We start from the raw sequence: 18,673 nt of genomic DNA, 5'->3' as shown, positions 1-18,673 counted from the left end.
CCCGCCGAGGGCGCGCGGGAAGGGTCGCCTGAGCGACACAGATCACCGCCTCCCTGGCTACAGTGCGGCGATGTAAGTGGGTAGTCTCAGACGGACTGCATAAGTTACCGCTTAGTATTAGTTCGCCTCGCAGGCCCGGGGAGCCCCCATGCAACTCGCCGCGATCATCGTGTCGCTGGTCCTAATCGCGGTCGGCGTCGCGCTGTTCGGCCGTGCCATCGTGCAGATCTACCAGTTCATGCGGCTCGGTCAGCCCGTGCCCGCAGGCACCCGAACCGACGCGCCCGCCGAGCGCACCCTCACCGTGGCCAAGGAGTTCCTCGGCCACACGCGCATGAACCGGTGGGGCATCGTCGGTGTGGCGCACTGGTTCGTCGCGGTGGGCTTCTTCTCGCTGCTCCTGACGATCGTCAACGCCATCGGCCAGCTCTTCCAGGCCGACTGGATGCTGCCGATCATCGGCGACTGGGCGCCGTACAACATGTTCGTCGAGTTCCTCGGCACCATGACGGTCCTCGGCATCGTGACCCTGATCGTCGTCCGGCAGCTCAGCCGCCCCGACCGGCCGGGCCGCAAGTCCCGCTTCGCGGGCTCCAACACCGGCCAGGCGTACTTCGTCGAGACCGTCATCCTCATCGTCGGCGTCTGCATCTTCATGCTGCACGCCCTGGAGGGTGCCCAGCACCACGTGGACGGCTACGAGGCCTCGTTCTTCATCTCGTACCCGTTCGTCTCGTGGTTCGGGGACATGGACGTCTCGACGCTCCAGAACCTCACGTACTTCTTCGCCGGTCTGAAGATCGCGACCTCCTTCATCTGGATGATCACGGTCGCCCTGAAGACCGACATGGGCGTGGCCTGGCACCGCTTCCTGGCCTTCCCCAACATCTGGTTCAAGCGCGAGGCCGACGGCTCCACCGCCCTCGGCGAGCTGCTGCCCATGACCAGTGGCGGCAAGGAGATCGACTGGGAGGACCCGGACGAGGACACCGTCTTCGGCGTCAGCCAGGTCGAGCAGTTCTCCTGGAAGGGCCTGCTGGACTTCTCCACCTGCACCGAGTGCGGCCGCTGCCAGTCGCAGTGCCCCGCCTGGAACACCGGCAAGCCGCTCTCCCCCAAGCTCCTCATCATGTCGCTGCGCGACCACGCGCACGCCAAGGCCCCGTACCTGCTCGCGGGCGGCGGCAAGACGATGGAGGGCGAGGAGAAGGCGACGGCGGAGCAGCTCGCCGACGTCCCCACCGCCGCCCTCGCGGAGGCCGAGCGCCCGCTGATCGGCACCCTCGAAGAGAACGGCGTCATCGACCCCGACGTCCTGTGGTCCTGCACCACCTGCGGCGCCTGCGTCGAGCAGTGCCCGGTCGACATCGAGCACATCGACCACATCGTCGACATGCGCCGCTACCAGGTGATGATCGAGAGCGCGTTCCCGTCCGAGGCCGGGACGATGCTCAAGAACCTGGAGAAGAAGGGCAACCCCTGGGGCCTGGCCAAGAAGCAGCGCGTGGAGTGGACCAAGGAGGTCGACTTCGAGGTCCCGATCGTCGGCAAGACCGTCGACGACCTCACCGAGGTCGACTACCTGTACTGGGTCGGCTGCGCGGGCGCCCTGGAGGACCGGGCGAAGAAGACCACCAAGGCCTTCGCGGAGCTCCTGCACATGGCGGGCGTCAAGTTCGCGATCATGGGCGGCGACGAGAAGTGCACCGGTGACTCGGCCCGCCGCCTCGGCAACGAGCCGCTGTTCCAGCAGCTCGGTGCCGAGAACGTGGCGATGCTGAACATGGCGTACGGCGAGGACGACGACGACCCGGCGACGAAGAAGCCGAAGTCGGCGAAGAAGATCGTCGCCACCTGCCCGCACTGCTTCAACACCATCGCCAACGAGTACCCGCAGCTCGGCGGCGAGTTCGAGGTCATCCACCACACGCAGCTGCTGCAGCACCTCATCGACGAGGGCAAGCTGGTCCCGGTGACCCCGGTCGAGGGCCTCATCACCTACCACGACCCCTGCTACCTGGGCCGCCACAACAAGGTCTACACGCCCCCGCGCGAGATCATGTCGGCCGTCCCGGGCCTGCGCCAGCAGGAGATGCACCGCCACAAGGAACGCGGCTTCTGCTGCGGCGCCGGTGGCGCGCGGATGTGGATGGAGGAGCGGATCGGCAAGCGCATCAACACGGAGCGGGTGGACGAGGCGCTGTCCCTCAACCCCGACATCGTGTCGACGGCCTGCCCGTTCTGCCTGGTCATGCTCACGGACTCCGTGAACGGCAAGAAGAACGACGGCGCGGCGAAGGAGTCGCTCCAGGTCGTGGACGTGGCGCAGCTGCTCCTCGACTCGGTGAAGACGCCGGGGGACCCGGCGGGTGCGGCCGAGGCGGAGAGCGAGCCGGAGCCCGAGCCGGTGAAGTAGCCACGCGGCACGCGCGTACGCGGACGGAGGGGCCGGTTTCGCCTGGGGGCGGGCCGGCCCTTCGTCGTTCGTGTAAACCTGTGGTGCTGTCGATTCTGTCGTGAGCATGAAGTCACGCGATGACGTGGCTGACATGGATGACGTAGGGGTGGGTGGGGCATGAGGAGTTCCGGAAGACGTCTGCTGGCCGCCGTCGTGGGCGGCACCCTGCTCCTCGCGGGCTGCAGCGGCGACGGCGACAAGTCCCCCACCCGTCCCGCGGCCGCCGACCTCGCGAACAAGAGCGCGCCCCAGCAGCCCGTCCCGCGCGGCAAGGGCAGCAAGGTGCCGGACGACTTCAACGGCGACGGCGCCAGGGACCTCGTCCTGGACGCGCTCGCCCACCGCGGGCAGGGCGACGACCCCGGCATCGGCATCGTGTACGGAAGCCGGGGCGGACTCGTCCCCGGCGCGCGGCAGTTGCTGACCGCGCACGCCCAGGGTGCCCGCACGAAGGGGCAGTTGCCCGCCGCGTTCGAGTCCGAGGCGTCCTGCGACCTGGACGAGGACGGCTTCACCGACCTCGTCGTGTCGACGGACCCGCCCTACGACGGCCAGGGCCGCCCCCCGGTCCCCCTCCAGATCCTCTTCGGCTCCCCCACCGGCCTCACCGGCAAGGCCGTCAAGCTCCAGGTGCCCGCGCGCGCCCGGCTCGGCAACGACTGGGCCGACCAGCCGGTGTGCGGGGACTTCGACGGCGACGGCGCGAACGACCTCGTACTGCACGCGAGCGGCGCCCATCTCACGTACCTGCGCGGGCCGTTCACCCGGAAGGGCGCCCCGCGCGCGGCGGGCAAACCGATCACCGCCCCCGGCAACGACCTCGCCACCGGCGCGCCCGCCGTCGACGTGAACGACGACGGGTACGACGACCTCGTCGTCCGTGCGGAGGGACGCGCCTCGAAGGGCAGCCTGGTCCTCGGCGGCCCCAAGGGCCCCAACCGCACCGGTGTCCTCTTCCCCGCCTCGACCGACGTGGCGTTCGGTGCCTTCGGCCGCTCCAAGGACCTGGACGCGGCCCTCGCCGCGCCGGACGGCATCGCCCTGCGGTACGACGTGCCGGGCACCGCCCGCGCGAAGATCGGCGTACGGAACGCCACCGTGCACGCGGGCGACCTGGACGGCGACGGCCGCAGCGAGCTGGTCGTGGGCGGGGGCGGGCCCGGTGAGGTGTGGGTGTACCGGGGCCGCGCGGGCGGCCTCGCGGCCAACGCCACGGCGACCGTCGTGCCCGCGCGAGTCGGCAAGGGCACCGTCCAGATCCTGCAGGTGGCCGACTTCGACGGGGACCGGCGGGCCGACCTGGTCGTCCGGACGGCCTGGGGGCAGGGCCGGGACCGGGTGGAGGTGTACCCCGGCAGGACGGGGACGGAGGGGCCGGTGTCCCGGAAGCCGGGGGTCGGCTTTTCCACGGTGGGGTTCAGGTAGGGGCGGGGTGCACCGCCCGGCAGGCCCGCAGGGAAGCGTTCCTGGCCGTCTTCCAGGCCGCGCGCAGGCGGGTGCCCGTGGCGCAGTCGTCTCCGTGGCGGTCGTCCCCGTCCTGGCACGGGTGGCAGCCGTACAGGTGGCCCATGTAGGCGGCGTAGGCCTCCGCCGCCCGCGCGTCGAGCTCGGCGGCGGTGGCGGCGGCGCTCACGGGTCGACCGCCTTCAGGGTCTCGGCCGTCATGAGCAGTGCGCTCAGGTGGGCGGGGTCGCACAGGTCGCCGGGTGCGGTGGGCGGGACCACCCAGCGCGTCAGCATCGACACCGGATGGCCCAGGCGCGGGACGCCGAGGAACGTGTCGGTGCTCAGCCGCTCCTCCGTGCCGCCCCAGGCGGAGTCCGGGGCGATGAGGACGTAGTACGGGCCGAGGCCGCTGCGGATGTCGCGGATGACCGGGCCCGCGAGCCAGTCGCCCAGGAACGCGGCCACGGTCCGGGCCTCACTGCTGTGGACGGCGGCGTGGATGCGCGCGGCGGGTACACGGACCGCGTCGAAACGGCGGCCCAGCGGGAGCAGGGCCACGCCCCGTTCCGCCCACGCCGCGTGGACCGCGCCCGGCTGGGCGTCGGCCCCCGCGAGCCATGCGGTGATCAGTTGCCTGTTGCCTTCGAGCATGGTCATCGGGGCCCTTAAGGTCAGTGCGATTCGTCTCACGCAAAAGACCGTAAGTGCACCCGAACCCGACCGATGACCGAAATCCGGTCACCTCGTGTCAGGCACCCAGCAGGCCGATGCCCATGGCCAGGTCGGCGGCCCGGCGCCTGCGGCCGGACTGCTTCGACTCGGACTCCTCGAGGATGATGCGGCGCGCGTAGCCGTTGTAGCGGATCGTCTCGGGTGCGGCCTCGTACGCCTTCTGCAGGGTGGCGATCGCCACGTCCGGCTGGCCGTCGAGCTGGAAGCCGCGGGCCTCCTCGATCCGGTGCCTGGCCCGGCGCGGGCGCGACTTGATGACGGCCTTGTCCGCGCGGGCCGCCTGCCGTACCGACTCACCGCCCTGACGCAGCTCGACCGCCACGGTGACGGCGTGCGCGCCCATGATCGCGCGGCTGAAGCTGGTGACGGGGTGGAAGTAGTCCGCGGGCAGCCGGGCCGCCATGTCCTTCGCCTTGTCCCAGTGCCGCCACGCCGTGCCGGTGTCGCGGCGCCGGGCCGCGGTGTACCCGAGCTCGAACTCGAGGGCGCCCGCGATGGCGAGGACGTCGTCGGCGGCGTCCGGGAGGAGGGGTTCGAGGAAGCGGACGGCTTCGAGGTTGATGGCGTCGGCGGCGTCGAAGTGCCGGGGCGCGGTGTCGCGGTGGGCCTGTGCCAGGAGCCAGGCGGCCACGCCGATGGCGTGCGGGTCGCCGGAATCCTGCGCGGCGACCATGCCGCGCTCCGCGACGCGCCACAGCAGGGCGGCGTCGGGCTGGTAGGCGAGGAAGAACTGCGACAGCGAGTACGTCTCGGCAAGGCGGGCCTGGGCCGCCCGCCGCTCGGCGGCCGTCTCGGCGTGCCGTGTGATCGCCCGGGCGTCGCGGATCAGGTCGGGCAGCAACTTGCCGATGGCCTCACGGTGGTTGGGTGACTGGTGCCGTGCCTTCCAGGCCGCGTGCAGGCGGGCTTCCAGGTGTGCGACAGGGGGCGGTTCCACGGTCGTGGCCAGGGCGAAGTCGTCGACGGCCGCTTGGACGGCGGCGAGGCGGGGATGGCCGGGCCCGGCGAACAGATCCACGTGCGCGTCCGGTCGACCGGTCAGCTCCGCCAGGTCGCGTACGCGCAGCGCCTCGGCGATGCGCAGCACCATGTCGAGCGCCGGGGCCCGTTGCTGGCCGTTCTCGATCTTGCGGAGGGTGTGCACCGAGACCCCGATGAAATCCGCGAGTTGGGCGCGGGTCATGCCACGGCGCTCGCGCAGGATCTGTACGCGCTGACCGAACCGCAGCGGGTCGGCGTACGGGTCCGGGGTGTCACCTGAGGACATCACGGCCTTGCCCCTCTCTGGACGGCTCACCGCCGCCAGCGTATGGGGCGGGGCCGGACACCCGTGAGCCTTCGGCGGACTCCGGGCACGACCGAGATGCCGCCCGCCCCCCAGAAGCCCCCGGCTCGCACAACCTTTCCCCCGCTCCACCAGTCACACCCCCGGAACCCCACACCACCGTTCACCCAAGGTCCACCCCCCGGTGACCCCCCGGTGACCCCCCGTGAACCCACAAGCCCGGGAGCCCCACGTGCGCGTAAGAAGCCTGGCCGTCGCGGCCACCGCCGCAGCCCTCGCCGCCGGAGGACTGACCCTGCCCCTGGCCGGGACGGCCGCCGCGGCCTCCGCCGCCCTGAAGGACGACTTCAACGGCGACGGCTACCGCGACCTCGCGGTGGGCGCGCCGAAGGGCAACTCGGTGACGGTGACGTACGGTTCGGCGGCGGGCGTGCAGGCGGGCAAGGGCACGACCGTCACGCAGAACACCGCCGGGATACCCGGAACCACCGAGTCCGGCGACGAGTTCGGCGAGAACGTCACCAGCGGCGACGTGAACCGCGACGGCTACGCCGACCTGATCGTGGGCGCCCCCGGCGAAAAGGTGTCCGGCAAGCCCGACGGCACGGTCACCATCGTCTGGGGCGGCAAGAACGGCTTCAAGACGGGCGGCAAGACCCTCACCGCCCCGAGCGGCACGGACGTCCGCTTCGGCGAGGCCGCGACCTTCGTCGACATCGACGGCGACGAGGTGTCCAACCTCGCGGTGATCAGCGGCAGCCACTGGTGGTACTACGCCGACGGCGACCCGCAGGACGGCCACGCGATCCCCCTGGAGACCGACTTCCTGCCCAAGGGCGTCCGCCTGGACGACATGACGGCGGGCCGCTTCACGAGCCAGGGCGGCTACACCTACATCCTCGCGGGCGAGCGCGCGGACGGCGGCGCCTACACCGCGTACATGAAGGGCGGCGCGGGCGACCTCGGCTACTGGTCGGGCGTGCTCGCCGAGGGCGACGACGCGTCGGCGACGCGCGGCCCGCTCGTGGGGGCCGACATCAACGGCGACGGCTACGACGACCTGGTCACCGGCAACCCGCGCGCGGGCAAGGGCGGTTCGTTCAGCATCCGTTACGGCGCCGACAGCAAGCTCGGCGCGCCGGTGACGTACACGCAGGACGCCGCGGGCGTGCCCGGCACGGACGAAGCGGGCGACGGCTTCGGCTCGGCGGTGGCCGCGGGCGACGTGACCGGCGACGGCCGCGCGGACATCGCGGTGGGCGCGCCCGGCGAGCAGGTCGGACCCGTACCCGGCACCGGGAGCGTGACCCTTCTCAAGAGCGGGGCGAGCGGCCTCGGCGGCGGAAAGACCTGGCACCAGGAGACGGCGGGCGTCCCCGGAGCCGCCGAGAAGAACGACCGGTTCGGGTCGTCCGTGCGCCTGAAGGACATCAACAAGAACGGCAGGGCCGACCTGTCGATCGGCGCGCGCGGCGAAGACATCGGCACGGCGGCGGACGCGGGCGCGGTGTGGGTCCTGCGCGGCACGACGACGGGCCTCACCTCGTCGTACGCGACCTCGTTCAACGGCTCGGACTTCGGCGCGGGCGGCGCGGGGCGAAGCTTCGGCGAGACGCTCCGCTGACGGCCCCCGACTCACGTACCATTTCGGCTACTTGGAGACACCTTGCGTAAGAAGACTCTCTCCGCCGCCGCACTGTGCGCGGCGACCGTACTCGGCGTCGCGGGCCTGTCCGCGACCACCGCCGTCGCGGCCGAGCCCGCCCCGAAGCCGAAGTCGGACTTCAACGGCGACGGCTACGCGGACCTCGCGGTCGGCGTCCCCGGCGCCACGGTCGGCGGCAAGGCCAAGGCGGGCTACGTGAACGTGGTCTGGGGCGGCAAGAAGGGCCTGGGCGGCCACGGTTCGACGACCGTCAGTCAGGGCACCGCCGGGGTTCCCGGCACCGTGGAGAAGGACGACGGCTTCGGGTCCGCGGTGTCGCCCGCCGACATGAACGGCGACGGCATCACGGACATCGTCGTCGGCACCCCCGGCGAGGACAATGACGCAGGGTCCTCCGCGGGCACCCTCACCGTCCTCTGGGGCGCGAAGTCCGGCATCAAGGGCGGCTTCACGGCCGCCAACGGCAGGTACGCGGGCAACCAGATCGGCGGCCTCGTCAGCACCGGCGACTACGACGGGGACGGCGACCGGGACATCGCGCTCAGCTCGCGCAACGATGAGAGCGCCGCGATGGAGACGCGCCCGGGGCCGTTCAAGGCCGGGTCCCCCGCGACCCTGCAGCGCGTCGACAGCTGGCACTTCAGCGGCCCCCGCGCGGTGACGTCCGGGGACTTCGACGCGGACGGCCGCGACGACCTCGCGGTGACGTACGGGGGCTCGGAGACCGCGGGCACGGCGGTGTACGCCACGGCGTCCGGCGCGTGGAAGCAGGCGTGGCGCGCGGGCGACACCGCGACGTCGCTTGCCACCGGCGACTTCGACGGCGACGGCACCGCCGACCTCGCCCTCGGCCAGGTGCAGCCCAACCCCGAGGCCGAGGAGGGTGACGAGGGCTTCTGCGCGGACCGCCTGGGCGGCGCGATCGCCACTGTCTACGGCAAGTCCGGCACGACGCTCGGCGGCGCGGTGTCCTGCACCACCCAGTCCACTCCGCGGGTCGACGGCAACGCCGAGGCCGAGGACAACTTCGGCGCGGCGCTCGCCGTGGGCGACCTGGACCGCGAGGACGGCGACGAGCTGATCGCGGGCGCGAGCGCCGAGTCGATCGGCATCGACAAGGACGCCGGCTCGTACTGGATCCTGGAGTCCACCGGCACCGGCAAGGAGCTCTACGGCAGCGGCGTCAACCAGACCTCCCCGGGCGTCCCCGGCGCGGCCGAGGCGGGCGACCGCTTCGGCGCGGCGCTCGCCGTGGACGACTACAACGGCGACACCTACCCCGACTCGGCGGTCGCCGCCCCCGGCGAGAACGCCTCGTCCGGCGGCGTCTGGTACGGCACCCCGAAGGACCGCCCGGCCCCGCAGGTGTCGGTGACTCCGGCGAAGCTGGGGCTCGCGGGGGCGCGGTCGTACGGGGCGGTGCTCGGCCAGTAGGGCTGTCCGACGGGCTGGCGGGGGCGCCCCGACCCGGTGCCACCGGGCCCGTGGTCGTGGGTGCCCCGACCTGCCCTCTCAGGCCCGTGATCGCGGGTGCCCCGGCCTGCCCCCTCAGGCCCGTGGTCGTGGGTGCCCGCGCCTCCCCGGCGAGCGCGGGCACCGCACTCCTCTCACCACCCCTTCATCACTGCCCCACCGCTGCCCCTCCATAACGACACAGCTCTTCCTCATCAGCCCCATCCGACCCACACATCCCACAAGTGGTCACCCCTGGGCCGACGTTGAGGACAACCGTCGGCCAACCCCGGGTGTCACACACGTGAACCCAAGCGATCACCAACGAGTTGGAGCCCCCGTGCGCACACGCACCCTCGCCCTGGCCGCCGCCACGGCGCTCGCGGCGACCGGCCTCACCCTGCCGCTCGCCGCGGGCGCCGCCGCGGACGAGCCGGCGCCGCCCACCACCAAGAGCGACTTCAACGGCGACGGCTACGCCGACCTGGCCGTGGGCGTCCCCGCCGCCACGGTGGGCGGCAAGGCCAAGGCCGGGTACGTGAACGTGATCTGGGGCGGGCCCAAGGGGCTGCGCGCCAGTGGGAACGTACGCGTCTCGCAGGCGACCGCGAACGTCCCCGGCACCCCGGAGGCCGGGGACAAGTTCGGGACGTCCGTGGCCGTCACCGACGTGAACAACGACGGGTACGCCGACCTCGCGATCGGCGCGCCCGGCGAGGACATCGACGGGCGTGCCGACACCGGCGGCGTCACCGTCGTGTACGGCAAGGCGGGTGGCTTCGGCAGCGCCCACACCGCCGCGCGCGGCGAGAAGGCAGGCGACCAGTACGGCAACGCCCTGGTCGCCGGGGACTTCACCGGCGACACGGACATGGACCTGGCGATCGGCGGCACCGACAAGGTCGTCGTCAACTACAACCCGCGCGCCGACCACACCCAGCCCGGCATGGGCGACCGCATGGGCGGCCGCGCCCCCGTCCTGTCCACGGGCGACTACAACGCCGACGGCCGCACCGACCTCGCCGTCGCGTACTACACGAAGCAGCAGCCGTACACCCAGTCCCACGTCATGCTCTACCACTACGACAGCCGCGAGGGCCGCCTCCTCCTCGACTGGGCCAACAGCAACGGCGCCACCTCCGCCTTCGCCACCGGCGACTTCAACGGCGACGGCCACGACGACCTCGCCCTCGGCAACTGCCGCGAGATCGCCGACGAGAACATCGACGACCCGTGCGGCCCCGAGGAGCTGACGAAGGGCGGCGGCATCCACATCCGCTACGGCGGCGAGCGCCCCGACAGCTTCGGCACGCGCGAGCAGACCCTCAACCAGGACACCCCCGGCGTCCCCGGTGTCGCCGAGACGGGCGACGGCTTCGGTGAGGCCGTCACCGCCGCGGACGTCAACGGCGACGGCCGCGACGACCTGATCGTGGGCGCGCCCGGCGAGGCCATCGGAGCCAAGAAGAACGCGGGCAGCGCCACCGTCCTGTTCGGCGGCAAGAAGGGCATCCTCGACGCGGACGACGAGATCGGCGACGGCACGGCCAACGGCTACGCGTTCCAGCAGGACACGTACCAGATACCCGGCACCGCCGAGACCGGCGACCGCTTCGGCGCCGCGCTCGCCACGGGCGACTACGACCACGACGGCACGCCCGACCTGACCGTCTCCGCCCCGGGTGAGAACGCCTCGTCCGGCGGCGTCTGGGCGGCCCCGGGCGCCCTCCCGCCCGGCACCACCTCTCTCACTCCCAACTCCCTTGCCCTTCCCACCCCTTCGGCCGCACTGGCGTACGGGGCCGTGCTCGGGCGCTGACCCCCGCGGCTGACCTGGGGCAATCCCCTCAGGGTCCCCCTAGGGGTTGTCACAGGTCAGCCGCAAACGCGCTCTCCTCCACAGGACGGACGACCGCACCCCGCCAGACCAGGTACGTTCGATTCCGTGGCTGGATTCAGGAGCGGACGCGGCGGCCGGGACAACCGCGCACAGCAAGGACCCCGACAGGGACCGCCCCAAGGCGGGCACCCCGGTCAGGGCGGTCACCCGGGGCCGCACCAAGGACCGCGGCAGGACCCGTACGGACAGCAGGCCCCCCAGGGCGGCCAGCCGTCGTACGGGTACCCGCCCGCGCCCGGCGGCGGCCGCCCGGCCCCGCAGCCGTACGGCGGCCCGGGCCCCGGCCAGTACGGCGGCGGGCAGCGCGGCGGACCCCACGGGGGTGGCCCGCAGCACGGCGGCCCTCAGGGCGGCGGCCAGCACCACGGCGGCGCCCAGCAGTGGCCGCAGCCGCCGGGCGGCCAGGGCGAGCCGGAGTACTTCGGCGGCCAGGGCGGGCACGGTGGCCAGGGCGGACACGGCGGCGGCCACGACCCGTACGCCGCCAACAACGCCGGGCACACCCAGGCCTTCTCCCTCGGCGAGGACCCGTACGGCGCGGACCCGTACAACGACGGCAACAGCTACCGCGCCGGCCAGGCCCCGCCCGGCCCCATCGGCCCGAAGCTCCCCTGGAAGGACCTGCTGCGCGGCATCGTGTTCCGCCCGGTCCCGACGTTCCTCCAGATGCGGGATTACGCGATGTGGGCCCCGGCCGTCATCGTCACGTTCCTCTACGGCCTGCTCGCCGTCTTCGGCTTCGACGAGGCCCGCGAGGACGTACTGAACGCCACGCTGTCCACGGCGATCCCCTACGTCATCACGACCGGCGTGGCGATCTCCCTCAGCGCCTTCATCCTCGGCATCGTCACGCACTCCCTGGCCCGCCAGTTCGGCGGCGACGGCGCCTGGCAGCCCACGGTCGGCCTCTCCATGCTGATCATGGCGATCACGGACGCCCCGCGCGTCATCGTCGCCCTGTTCCTCGGCGGCGGCAACGGCTTCGTCCAGCTCCTCGGCTGGGCCACCTGGCTCGCCGCGGGCGCGCTGCTCACCCTCATGGTGAGCAAGTCCCACGACCTGCCGTGGCCGCGGGCGCTGGGCGCGTCGGCGATCCAGCTGCTCGCGATCCTGTCGATCATCAAGCTCGGTACGTTCTGACGCGCGGGCGCGCGAGCGTCCCGTACGCGCAGAAGGGCCCCGGCGAGCACAGCTCACCGGGGCCCTTCTCACTGCTCTCGATTACTGCTCTCGATTACTGCTCTCAGGCGTCGAGGACCTGCCCCTGCCGCCGCACGACCGGCGGCTCGACACTCCACGGGAAATTGATCCACTCGTCGGTGCGCTTCCACACGTACTCGCACTTCACGAGCGAGTGGGACTTCTCATAGACGACGGCGGAGCGCACCTCGGCGACGGTGTCGAGGCAGAAGTCGTGGACGAGCTTCAGCGTCTTCCCGGTGTCGGCGACGTCGTCGGTGATGAGCACCTTCTTGTCGGAGAAGTCGATGGCGTTGGGAACGGGAGCGAGCATCACCGGCATTTCCAACGTGGTCCCCACCCCCGTGTAGAACTCGACATTCACCAGGTGGATGTTCTTGCAGTCGAGGGCGTACGCGAGCCCACCGGCGACGAAGACGCCGCCGCGGGCGATGCTCAGCACGATGTCGGGCTCGTACCCGTCGTCGGCGATGGTCTGCGCCAGCTCGCGCACGGCAGTGCCGAACTTCTCGTACGTAAGGTTCTCGCGCACGTCGCTCATGGAAGGGCTCACACCTGGGTTCGATGGAAGTTGAGGAAGGAACGGGAGGCGGTGGGGCCGCGCTGGTTCTGGTAGCGGGACCCGTAGCGCTCGGACCCGTAGGGGGCCTCGGCGGCGGAGGTCAGCCGGAACATGCAGAGCTGCCCGATCTTCATGCCCGGCCACAGCTTGATGGGCAGCGTGGCGAGGTTGGACAGCTCCAGGGTCACGTGACCGCTGAAGCCCGGGTCGATGAACCCGGCGGTGGAGTGGGTGACGAGCCCGAGCCGCCCGAGGCTGGACTTGCCCTCCAGGCGGGACGCCAGGTCGTCGGGGAGCGTGATGACCTCGTACGTGGAGGCGAGCACGAACTCCCCGGGGTGCAGGATGAACGGCTCGTCGCCCTCGGGCTCGACGAGCCGGGTCAGATCCGCCTGCTCGACGGAGGGGTCGATATGCGGGTAGCGGTGATTCTCGAACACCCGGAAGAAGCGGTCGAGGCGCACGTCGATGCTGGACGGCTGCACCATGGATTCGTCGTAAGGATCGATCCGGACCCGCCCGGCGTCGATCTCGGCCCGGATGTCCTTGTCTGAGAGAAGCACGCACCGAGGATACGCAGAGCGCGCGGGACCGCCCCAATCGGACAGCCCCGCGCGCCTCGGGGACGAGACCGCAGGCCGCGCCCCGGTACCGCTTCCCTCCCCTACCGCTTCTGCAGCTCGACCGGTACCGCGTGCCGGAGCCGGGCACAGCGGGGACATCGGATCAGCCGACCGGGACCGAGCCGGTCGGCCTGCTGCATCGGGAACGAAGCGGTGCTGAACACGTGCCCTTCGGCACAACGGACGACGGTGCGCTCCATCAAGTCCTCGAGTCCCTTCCCCAGAGCCGTTTGCAAGTGCCGTCCACCCATGAACGGAGGCCGTTTCCGGCCTTCCGGCCGACGGCGAAAGCCACATTACGGGATGAAAGGGACGTCACTCCAGGCGGCACTCCGTCTCATCCGGACCCCCGCACGACGCCCTCACAGAACCCCCACGGCACCCTCCGGCCGACCCCTCGGCCACCACCCCGGGCACCCCCGAGTCCCTCCGAGGCGGCCCCCACCGTACGCCCCAACTCCCTTCGCCCGCAGTCACGCAGGGCCCACGCAGCGCAGCGGGGCCTTGGCGCGGCGGCGCCCGGGGCTTGAGATGGGGTAGAGTGTGCGAAGCTACGAAACCGGTTCAACCGGGAGCGTCGCGCGGGTGTAGTTTAGTGGTAGAACATCAGCTTCCCAAGCTGAGAGTGCGAGTTCGATTCTCGTCACCCGCTCTTCTCGAACCCCCAGGTCATGGACCCGGGGGTTCTTTGTTTGCCCGAAGTCGCCCCAGGCCGACGATGGCTGTCCGGGGCGACGGGCTCGGGCCCTGGGCGTCGCGAGGTCAGGTGCTGATCAGGCGGCTGTCGAAGCCCGCGCGCAGGAGGCGTTCGTACGCGGCGTGGACGTCCTGCGGTACGTCCTGCTCGACGGCGAAGCCGAGCCTGGGGTACTCCATGACCCGCTGCAGGTCGCCGACAAGCATGTCCACGACGAGCTTCTCGTCGCCGATCGACTTGATGTAGGCGCCCAGCGAGAGCGGCTCGGAGGCGCAGATGACCTCGGCCTCGGGCCACAGCTTGCGGCAGGTCGCGTACGAGCGGCGTTCCATGTACGGCTTGGAGATCAGCATCAGGGAGTCGACCTCGATCCCGGCCTGCCGGAGCAGGTCGCGGGAGTACGTGATGTTCTGGCCGGTGTTTCCGGCGTTCGCCTCGACCAGGATCGCTTCGTCCGGTACGCCGAGGGACAGGGCATGCTCGCGGTAGTGCACCGCCTCGCCTCGCGGGAAGCGGGCGCGGGTGGTGGGACTGTTGCCGCCGCTGAAGACCAGGATTGGGAAGAGTCCGGCCCTGTAGAGGTCCACGGCGGCGGTGGCCACGCCGAGGTCGTGGCTGCCCAATCCGATCGCCGCCGAGCAGGGGCGCGGAACGTGGCCCATCTGGTGGTAGTCCCAGATGAGTTCGGCGTCATGGAACTGCTCGTCGGTGATGGTGCGCTGCTCACGGTCCGGCACTGCGACTCCCTGACTCATCCTTGCTGGCCCTCTCGGATGCCCTCGATGCTGCGCAGCTGATGGCTCAGGCCGTACTGCTGCGCCACCTGTGCTGCTTGATCGAGGACCGAAAGCCCATCATTCCGGGTGGCCGGGTCGGACAGAAGAATGTGCCCGTGCGCGGTGTCCAGGCGCACGCGTTGCATCGGGGAATCGACGGTACCGCTCTGCCGGGCGATGTCGATGCAGTGCGAGGCCCGGGTCAGGTCGCCGACGCCGCGGTGGGCGAGGGCGAGCTTCTGGTGGGCGACCGACCAGTCCTCGGGCTCGCCGAGTTCCTCGAACTCGCGGGTGGCGGTCGCCATGACCGTTGTGGCGTATTCGTTGTTGCCCTCCTTGCTCAGGGCGGTGCCGACCCAGAGGCGGGCACGGGCCCTGTCTCGCCAGCTGAGGCGTCCGTCCAATGCCAGCCGTGCGTACTGGCGGGCGGAGTGATCGAGCCGTCCGGCCATCTCATCGACGACGGCCAGGGACAGCTCGATCTGTGCGACTCGGCGCGGGATGTCGAGTTCCATGAACAGCGCACGTGCGGTGGCGTACGACTGCCTGGCCGAGAGCGGGCCGAGGATCACGCCCTGATCGCGTTGCAGGTCACCCAGGAGGGCGAGCGAACGCCCGTACAGGTACTGCCCTTTGAAGTCGAGGCCCCTCGGGGTGCGAGACCCGAGCCAACGGTTGAGCAGACTGGAGGCGAAGGTGAAGTTCTGGCGACTGAGGCAGACTATTGCGCGGTCGATGTCTTCGGTCCATGACTCGTAGTCCGCTGTCGGCACGCCGACCTGGCTTTCGCCGGAGACCAGTCGCTCGAAGCGGGCCTGCGCGTGCGCGCCCGCGCGGGCCAGGGCGGTGTCCAGGATCGCCTGAGTGTCCGGGCGTGGTTGGGTGGCCTCGCCCAGGTCCTCCCATTTGGCCACGGTGCGCAGGGCGACCCCCAGGTGTTCGGCGAAGGCCCGCATGCTCATGCGCAGCGCGGCACGCAGGGCGCTCGCCTCTCGGCCGGTCCACCGCTGCACGTCGACCACGGGTCTGCCTCCCTCCACAACGTATGGAAACACGCACAGTGACCAGCCGGAGCGGAAAGTGCAACGGAAGTGCAACAGGCGGTCATTTCAAAGCCGTTCGACCCCCGCGACGCTGCTGACATGTCATTCGAACCGCTCACGGAACGCCGACCGGCCTTCGGGCCTTACGTCTACGGCTACTTGAAGCATGGCCGGGACAGACCGACTCGCCGCCTGGCTCTGGCCGAGTCGCTGGCTCTGTACTGCAGCCAGCACGAACTCACCTTGTGCGGCGTATTCACCGACGCCGACGTCACGGACCGCGACATCGGCTCGGCGGCCTTCACCGGCGTACTCGACGTGCTCGCCCTGCCGGATACATACGGACTCGTCATACCGGCCCGCAGCCACCTCGGGCCGAGGCGCGTTGCTGCGGCGCGCGTGCGGCAGCTGATCGGCCTTGACGTACGTCTGATGGTGGTCCGGCCTCCGCAGGTGAGGCGGATGCGCACGCCTGCGGGCCCGCCGGGCAAGTGGAGGGCGGTGCGTGATGCACGTCCGTGAGGCCCTGCGCAGGGCTCCACTCATCGACGACCTGCCCGGCCTGCATCTGCTGGCGGCCGGCAACGGTTGGGATCTCCTCCGCGTGCATGCGCAGCCCGGGTTCCTGTCCCTGGCCATGCTGCGAACAACCGGTCAGTCCATTGGTCCGGTGCTCCACGACCGGCCCAGCTCGCGCCTGTACTTCGCCATCCCTTCGGGCACGACGGGCAGTTGGCAGGGCCTTCCCGTACGACTGCTCTCGTACGGCTCATGGCTCGTCGCTCCGAGCCCTTACCGCGCTGACGAGTACTTCGGCGGCTGGTGCGAGCTACCCGACGACGACACCCTCACGGAACCCGAGATGCTCCGCCATGCCCTGAACCGGTACGTCCCGACCACTGAGGAGAGGCCTTTATGGAGACCTTCGAACGCGCCCGCCTTGACGCCTACTTCAGCCGCATCACCGTCCGCTTCACCCCGGCCGAGCGCCCCGCAGCATTCCTGATCACCCACCTGCTGCCCGAGCGGCCCGCCTTCGTACGTGCGGTGGGTGCCATCACCGAGCTGCGCGCTGTGCTCCCGAAGCCCAAGTCCGTGCACAACCAGGCGCTACGTCAGGTCGAAGACGACGGATACGCCTGCGACAAGCTCACCCGTGAACTGTTCGCCGACTCCGACCGGGCGCTGCGCTACATCGAGGAACGCGCTGCCGGCCGCCAAGTCGTCCTCCTCGACGTCGGCGGCTACTTCGCCCCCGCACTCGACGCCCTGTGCGACCGCTTCTCAGGCCAGATCCTCGGCGTCGTCGAGGACACCGAGAACGGCCACCGCCGCTACGCCGACCACGAAAAACTCCCCTGCCCCGTGCTCTCCGTGGCCCGATCCCCGCTCAAGGACCCCGAAGACTTCCTCGTCGGACAGTCCGTCGTCTTCTCCACCGAGGCTCTGATGCGGGGCCGAGGCGACATCCTGCACGGCCGCATCGCTCTCGTGATCGGCTTCGGCAAACTGGGCAGCTCCATCGCCCGTCTGCTGCACGCCAAGGGCATCCGCGTCACCGTTTACGACATCGATCCCGTGCGCCGCACGCAGGCGCTCTCACAAGGCTTCACCGTCGCCCAAAGCCGTGCTGGCGGACTCGAAAGCGCCGACCTCGTCCTGTGCGCCACCGGCTCGCTCTCACTGCGGGGCGAGGACTTCGCCCGGCTGCGCAACGGGGCGTACGTCGCCACTGTCACCAGCAGCGAGGACGAACTCGAACTCGCCGGACTGCCCGCCGTCTACGAGCGCGCCACCATCGGCGAACACGTCACCCGCTACCTCACCACCGGCCACTACTTCTATCTCCTCAACGGCGGCAACGCCGTCAACTTTTTGCACGGCGCCAGCGTGGGACCGTTCATCTGCCTCGTCCAGGCGGAGATACTCGCCGCCTCCACCGCCCTCGCCCGGGACGGTCTCGACCCCGGACTGCACGAACTCCCGCCTGCCGACCGCGCCGCCATCGCCTCCACCTGGCTCGACTACTTCAACCGCTAGGAGATCTCGTCCATGCCCATCACCACAGCCCACATCCGGACCACGCTCGACGACTATCTCAACGCTCGCCCCGACGACAAACCCCTCCTCGCACCGCTCGCCGAACTCCTCGACGGCGGGGCCGACCTCACCTCACGCAAGGAATTCCGCGGCCACGTCACCGCGGGCGCCATCCTGGCCGACCCCGACGGGCGGATCCTCCACATCCGCCACCGCGCTCTGAACCGCTGGCTGCTGCCAGGTGGCCACCTGGAACCCGAGGACACCGACCTCCTCACCGCAGCCCGAAGGGAGTTGACCGAGGAGACCGGCATCCCTGCCTCCGCGGCCATCCCGGCCAGTCGCCTGCCGATCCACATCGACGCCCACCCGATCCCCGCCAACCCGGCCAAGGAGGAACCGGGGCACCACCACTTCGACTTCCGCTTCCTCTTCCGCACTGTCGCCGACGTGGTCGAGTTGCAGACCGAAGAGGTCACAGCTGCGGCGTGGCGCGCTGCGGACACCATCGCTGATGTGGCCCTGCGAGAGCAGGTACTGCGAGCCCTGCGCTGAATCGCCTGCGGCGGGCGGGGTTTCGCGGACGGTGGCGGTGTGTGCTCATGGACTCCGTCACGCGGCGATAGCAGACGTCGCAGGCTCGAATCCCTGCCGGGGTACAACCTCAAAGACTCCGGACCGGTCTTGATCCGGGCCTTCAACATCCACTTCTGGCAGCAACGAAGACAGCCACCGTCGATAAGGGTGCCTCCCGCGAGGCAGCCGGTGCTCTCAGGCCGCGACGACCTCAAAC

Annotated in this window: 16 protein-coding genes and 1 tRNA gene; 10 read left to right on the top strand and 7 right to left on the bottom strand. The window is 70.7% G+C overall.

Annotation, left to right across the window (positions count from 1 at the left end):
• Positions 1-148: 148 nt before the first annotated feature.
• Positions 149-2,416, top strand: coding sequence for a (Fe-S)-binding protein (locus tag IE274_RS23870; RefSeq protein WP_190117914.1), 2,268 nt, complete (start codon positions 149-151; stop codon positions 2,414-2,416).
• Positions 2,417-2,575: 159 nt separating this feature from the next.
• Positions 2,576-3,883, top strand: coding sequence for an FG-GAP repeat domain-containing protein (locus tag IE274_RS23865; RefSeq protein ID WP_190117913.1), 1,308 nt, complete (start codon positions 2,576-2,578; stop codon positions 3,881-3,883).
• Here the strand turns inward: IE274_RS23865 and IE274_RS23860 are convergent.
• From IE274_RS23860 to IE274_RS23850, 3 genes are all read right to left on the bottom strand, one after another.
• The gene (locus IE274_RS23860; RefSeq protein WP_190117912.1) at positions 3,876-4,091 is read right to left on the bottom strand and encodes a hypothetical protein; all 216 of its coding nucleotides are present in this window, start codon (positions 4,089-4,091) and stop codon (positions 3,876-3,878) included. The genes IE274_RS23865 and IE274_RS23860 overlap by 8 nt on opposite strands.
• The gene (locus IE274_RS23855; protein WP_190117911.1) at positions 4,088-4,561 is read right to left on the bottom strand and encodes a hypothetical protein; all 474 of its coding nucleotides are present in this window, start codon (positions 4,559-4,561) and stop codon (positions 4,088-4,090) included. Before IE274_RS23855 ends, IE274_RS23860 begins: the two co-directional genes overlap by 4 nt.
• 91 nt (positions 4,562-4,652) lie before the next feature.
• The gene (locus IE274_RS23850; protein WP_190118151.1) at positions 4,653-5,903 is read right to left on the bottom strand and encodes a helix-turn-helix domain-containing protein; all 1,251 of its coding nucleotides are present in this window, start codon (positions 5,901-5,903) and stop codon (positions 4,653-4,655) included.
• A gap of 250 nt (positions 5,904-6,153) precedes the next feature.
• Between IE274_RS23850 and IE274_RS23845 the strand changes: the two genes are divergently transcribed.
• From IE274_RS23845 to IE274_RS23830, 4 genes are all read left to right on the top strand, one after another.
• Positions 6,154-7,545, top strand: a complete 1,392-nt coding sequence (locus IE274_RS23845) for an FG-GAP-like repeat-containing protein (protein WP_190117910.1) — start codon at positions 6,154-6,156, stop codon at positions 7,543-7,545.
• Positions 7,546-7,587: 42 nt separating this feature from the next.
• Positions 7,588-9,021 carry an FG-GAP-like repeat-containing protein gene (locus IE274_RS23840; protein WP_190117909.1) on the top strand — a complete coding sequence of 478 codons (1,434 nt, stop codon included), beginning with the start codon at positions 7,588-7,590 and terminating at the stop codon, positions 9,019-9,021.
• 358 nt (positions 9,022-9,379) lie between these two features.
• On the top strand, positions 9,380-10,858 hold the full coding sequence (locus IE274_RS40100) for an FG-GAP-like repeat-containing protein (protein ID WP_190117908.1): 1,479 nt from the start codon (positions 9,380-9,382) through the stop codon (positions 10,856-10,858).
• Positions 10,859-10,984: 126 nt separating this feature from the next.
• Positions 10,985-12,079 (top strand): Yip1 family protein, encoded by a 1,095-nt coding sequence (locus IE274_RS23830; RefSeq protein WP_190117907.1) that lies wholly within the window; start codon positions 10,985-10,987, stop codon positions 12,077-12,079.
• Positions 12,080-12,182: 103 nt separating this feature from the next.
• On the opposite strand, the gene IE274_RS23825 is transcribed toward IE274_RS23830, so the two are convergent.
• Positions 12,183-12,680 carry a phosphoribosyltransferase gene (locus IE274_RS23825; RefSeq protein WP_190117906.1) on the bottom strand — a complete coding sequence of 166 codons (498 nt, stop codon included), beginning with the start codon at positions 12,678-12,680 and terminating at the stop codon, positions 12,183-12,185.
• An 8-nt stretch (positions 12,681-12,688) separates the two neighbouring features.
• The gene (dcd, locus tag IE274_RS23820) at positions 12,689-13,264 is read right to left on the bottom strand and encodes a dCTP deaminase (protein WP_190117905.1); all 576 of its coding nucleotides are present in this window, start codon (positions 13,262-13,264) and stop codon (positions 12,689-12,691) included.
• A 641-nt stretch (positions 13,265-13,905) separates the two neighbouring features.
• Here dcd and IE274_RS23815 point away from each other — a divergent pair.
• Positions 13,906-13,976: transfer RNA gene (locus IE274_RS23815), tRNA-Gly, on the top strand.
• A gap of 110 nt (positions 13,977-14,086) precedes the next feature.
• Here the strand turns inward: IE274_RS23815 and IE274_RS23810 are convergent.
• Both IE274_RS23810 and IE274_RS23805 read right to left on the bottom strand, forming a co-directional pair.
• Positions 14,087-14,776 (bottom strand): YdcF family protein, encoded by a 690-nt coding sequence (locus tag IE274_RS23810; protein WP_190117904.1) that lies wholly within the window; start codon positions 14,774-14,776, stop codon positions 14,087-14,089.
• Positions 14,773-15,819 (bottom strand): helix-turn-helix domain-containing protein, encoded by a 1,047-nt coding sequence (locus IE274_RS23805; protein WP_190117903.1) that lies wholly within the window; start codon positions 15,817-15,819, stop codon positions 14,773-14,775. Before IE274_RS23805 ends, IE274_RS23810 begins: the two co-directional genes overlap by 4 nt.
• 69 nt (positions 15,820-15,888) lie before the next feature.
• Here IE274_RS23805 and IE274_RS23800 point away from each other — a divergent pair, with 69 nt between their 5' ends.
• The 3 genes from IE274_RS23800 to IE274_RS23790 all read left to right on the top strand — a co-directional run bounded on the left by IE274_RS23800 (position 15,889) and on the right by IE274_RS23790 (position 18,435).
• Positions 15,889-16,362 (top strand): hypothetical protein, encoded by a 474-nt coding sequence (locus tag IE274_RS23800; RefSeq protein WP_190117902.1) that lies wholly within the window; start codon positions 15,889-15,891, stop codon positions 16,360-16,362.
• A gap of 393 nt (positions 16,363-16,755) precedes the next feature.
• Entirely contained in the window at positions 16,756-17,880 is a 1,125-nt protein-coding gene (locus IE274_RS23795; protein ID WP_190117901.1) for an adenosylhomocysteinase, read from the top strand.
• Positions 17,881-17,892: 12 nt separating this feature from the next.
• Complete coding sequence (locus tag IE274_RS23790; RefSeq protein WP_190117900.1) at positions 17,893-18,435, top strand: NUDIX hydrolase; 543 nt, start codon at positions 17,893-17,895, stop codon at positions 18,433-18,435.
• Positions 18,436-18,673: the final 238 nt, after the last annotated feature.

Origin of the sequence: Streptomyces flavofungini (genome assembly GCF_014650815.1) — a bacterium.
In the GTDB taxonomy this organism is placed as follows: domain Bacteria; phylum Actinomycetota; class Actinomycetes; order Streptomycetales; family Streptomycetaceae; genus Streptomyces; species Streptomyces flavofungini.
This window is presented reverse-complemented; position numbering and strand designations above follow the sequence as displayed.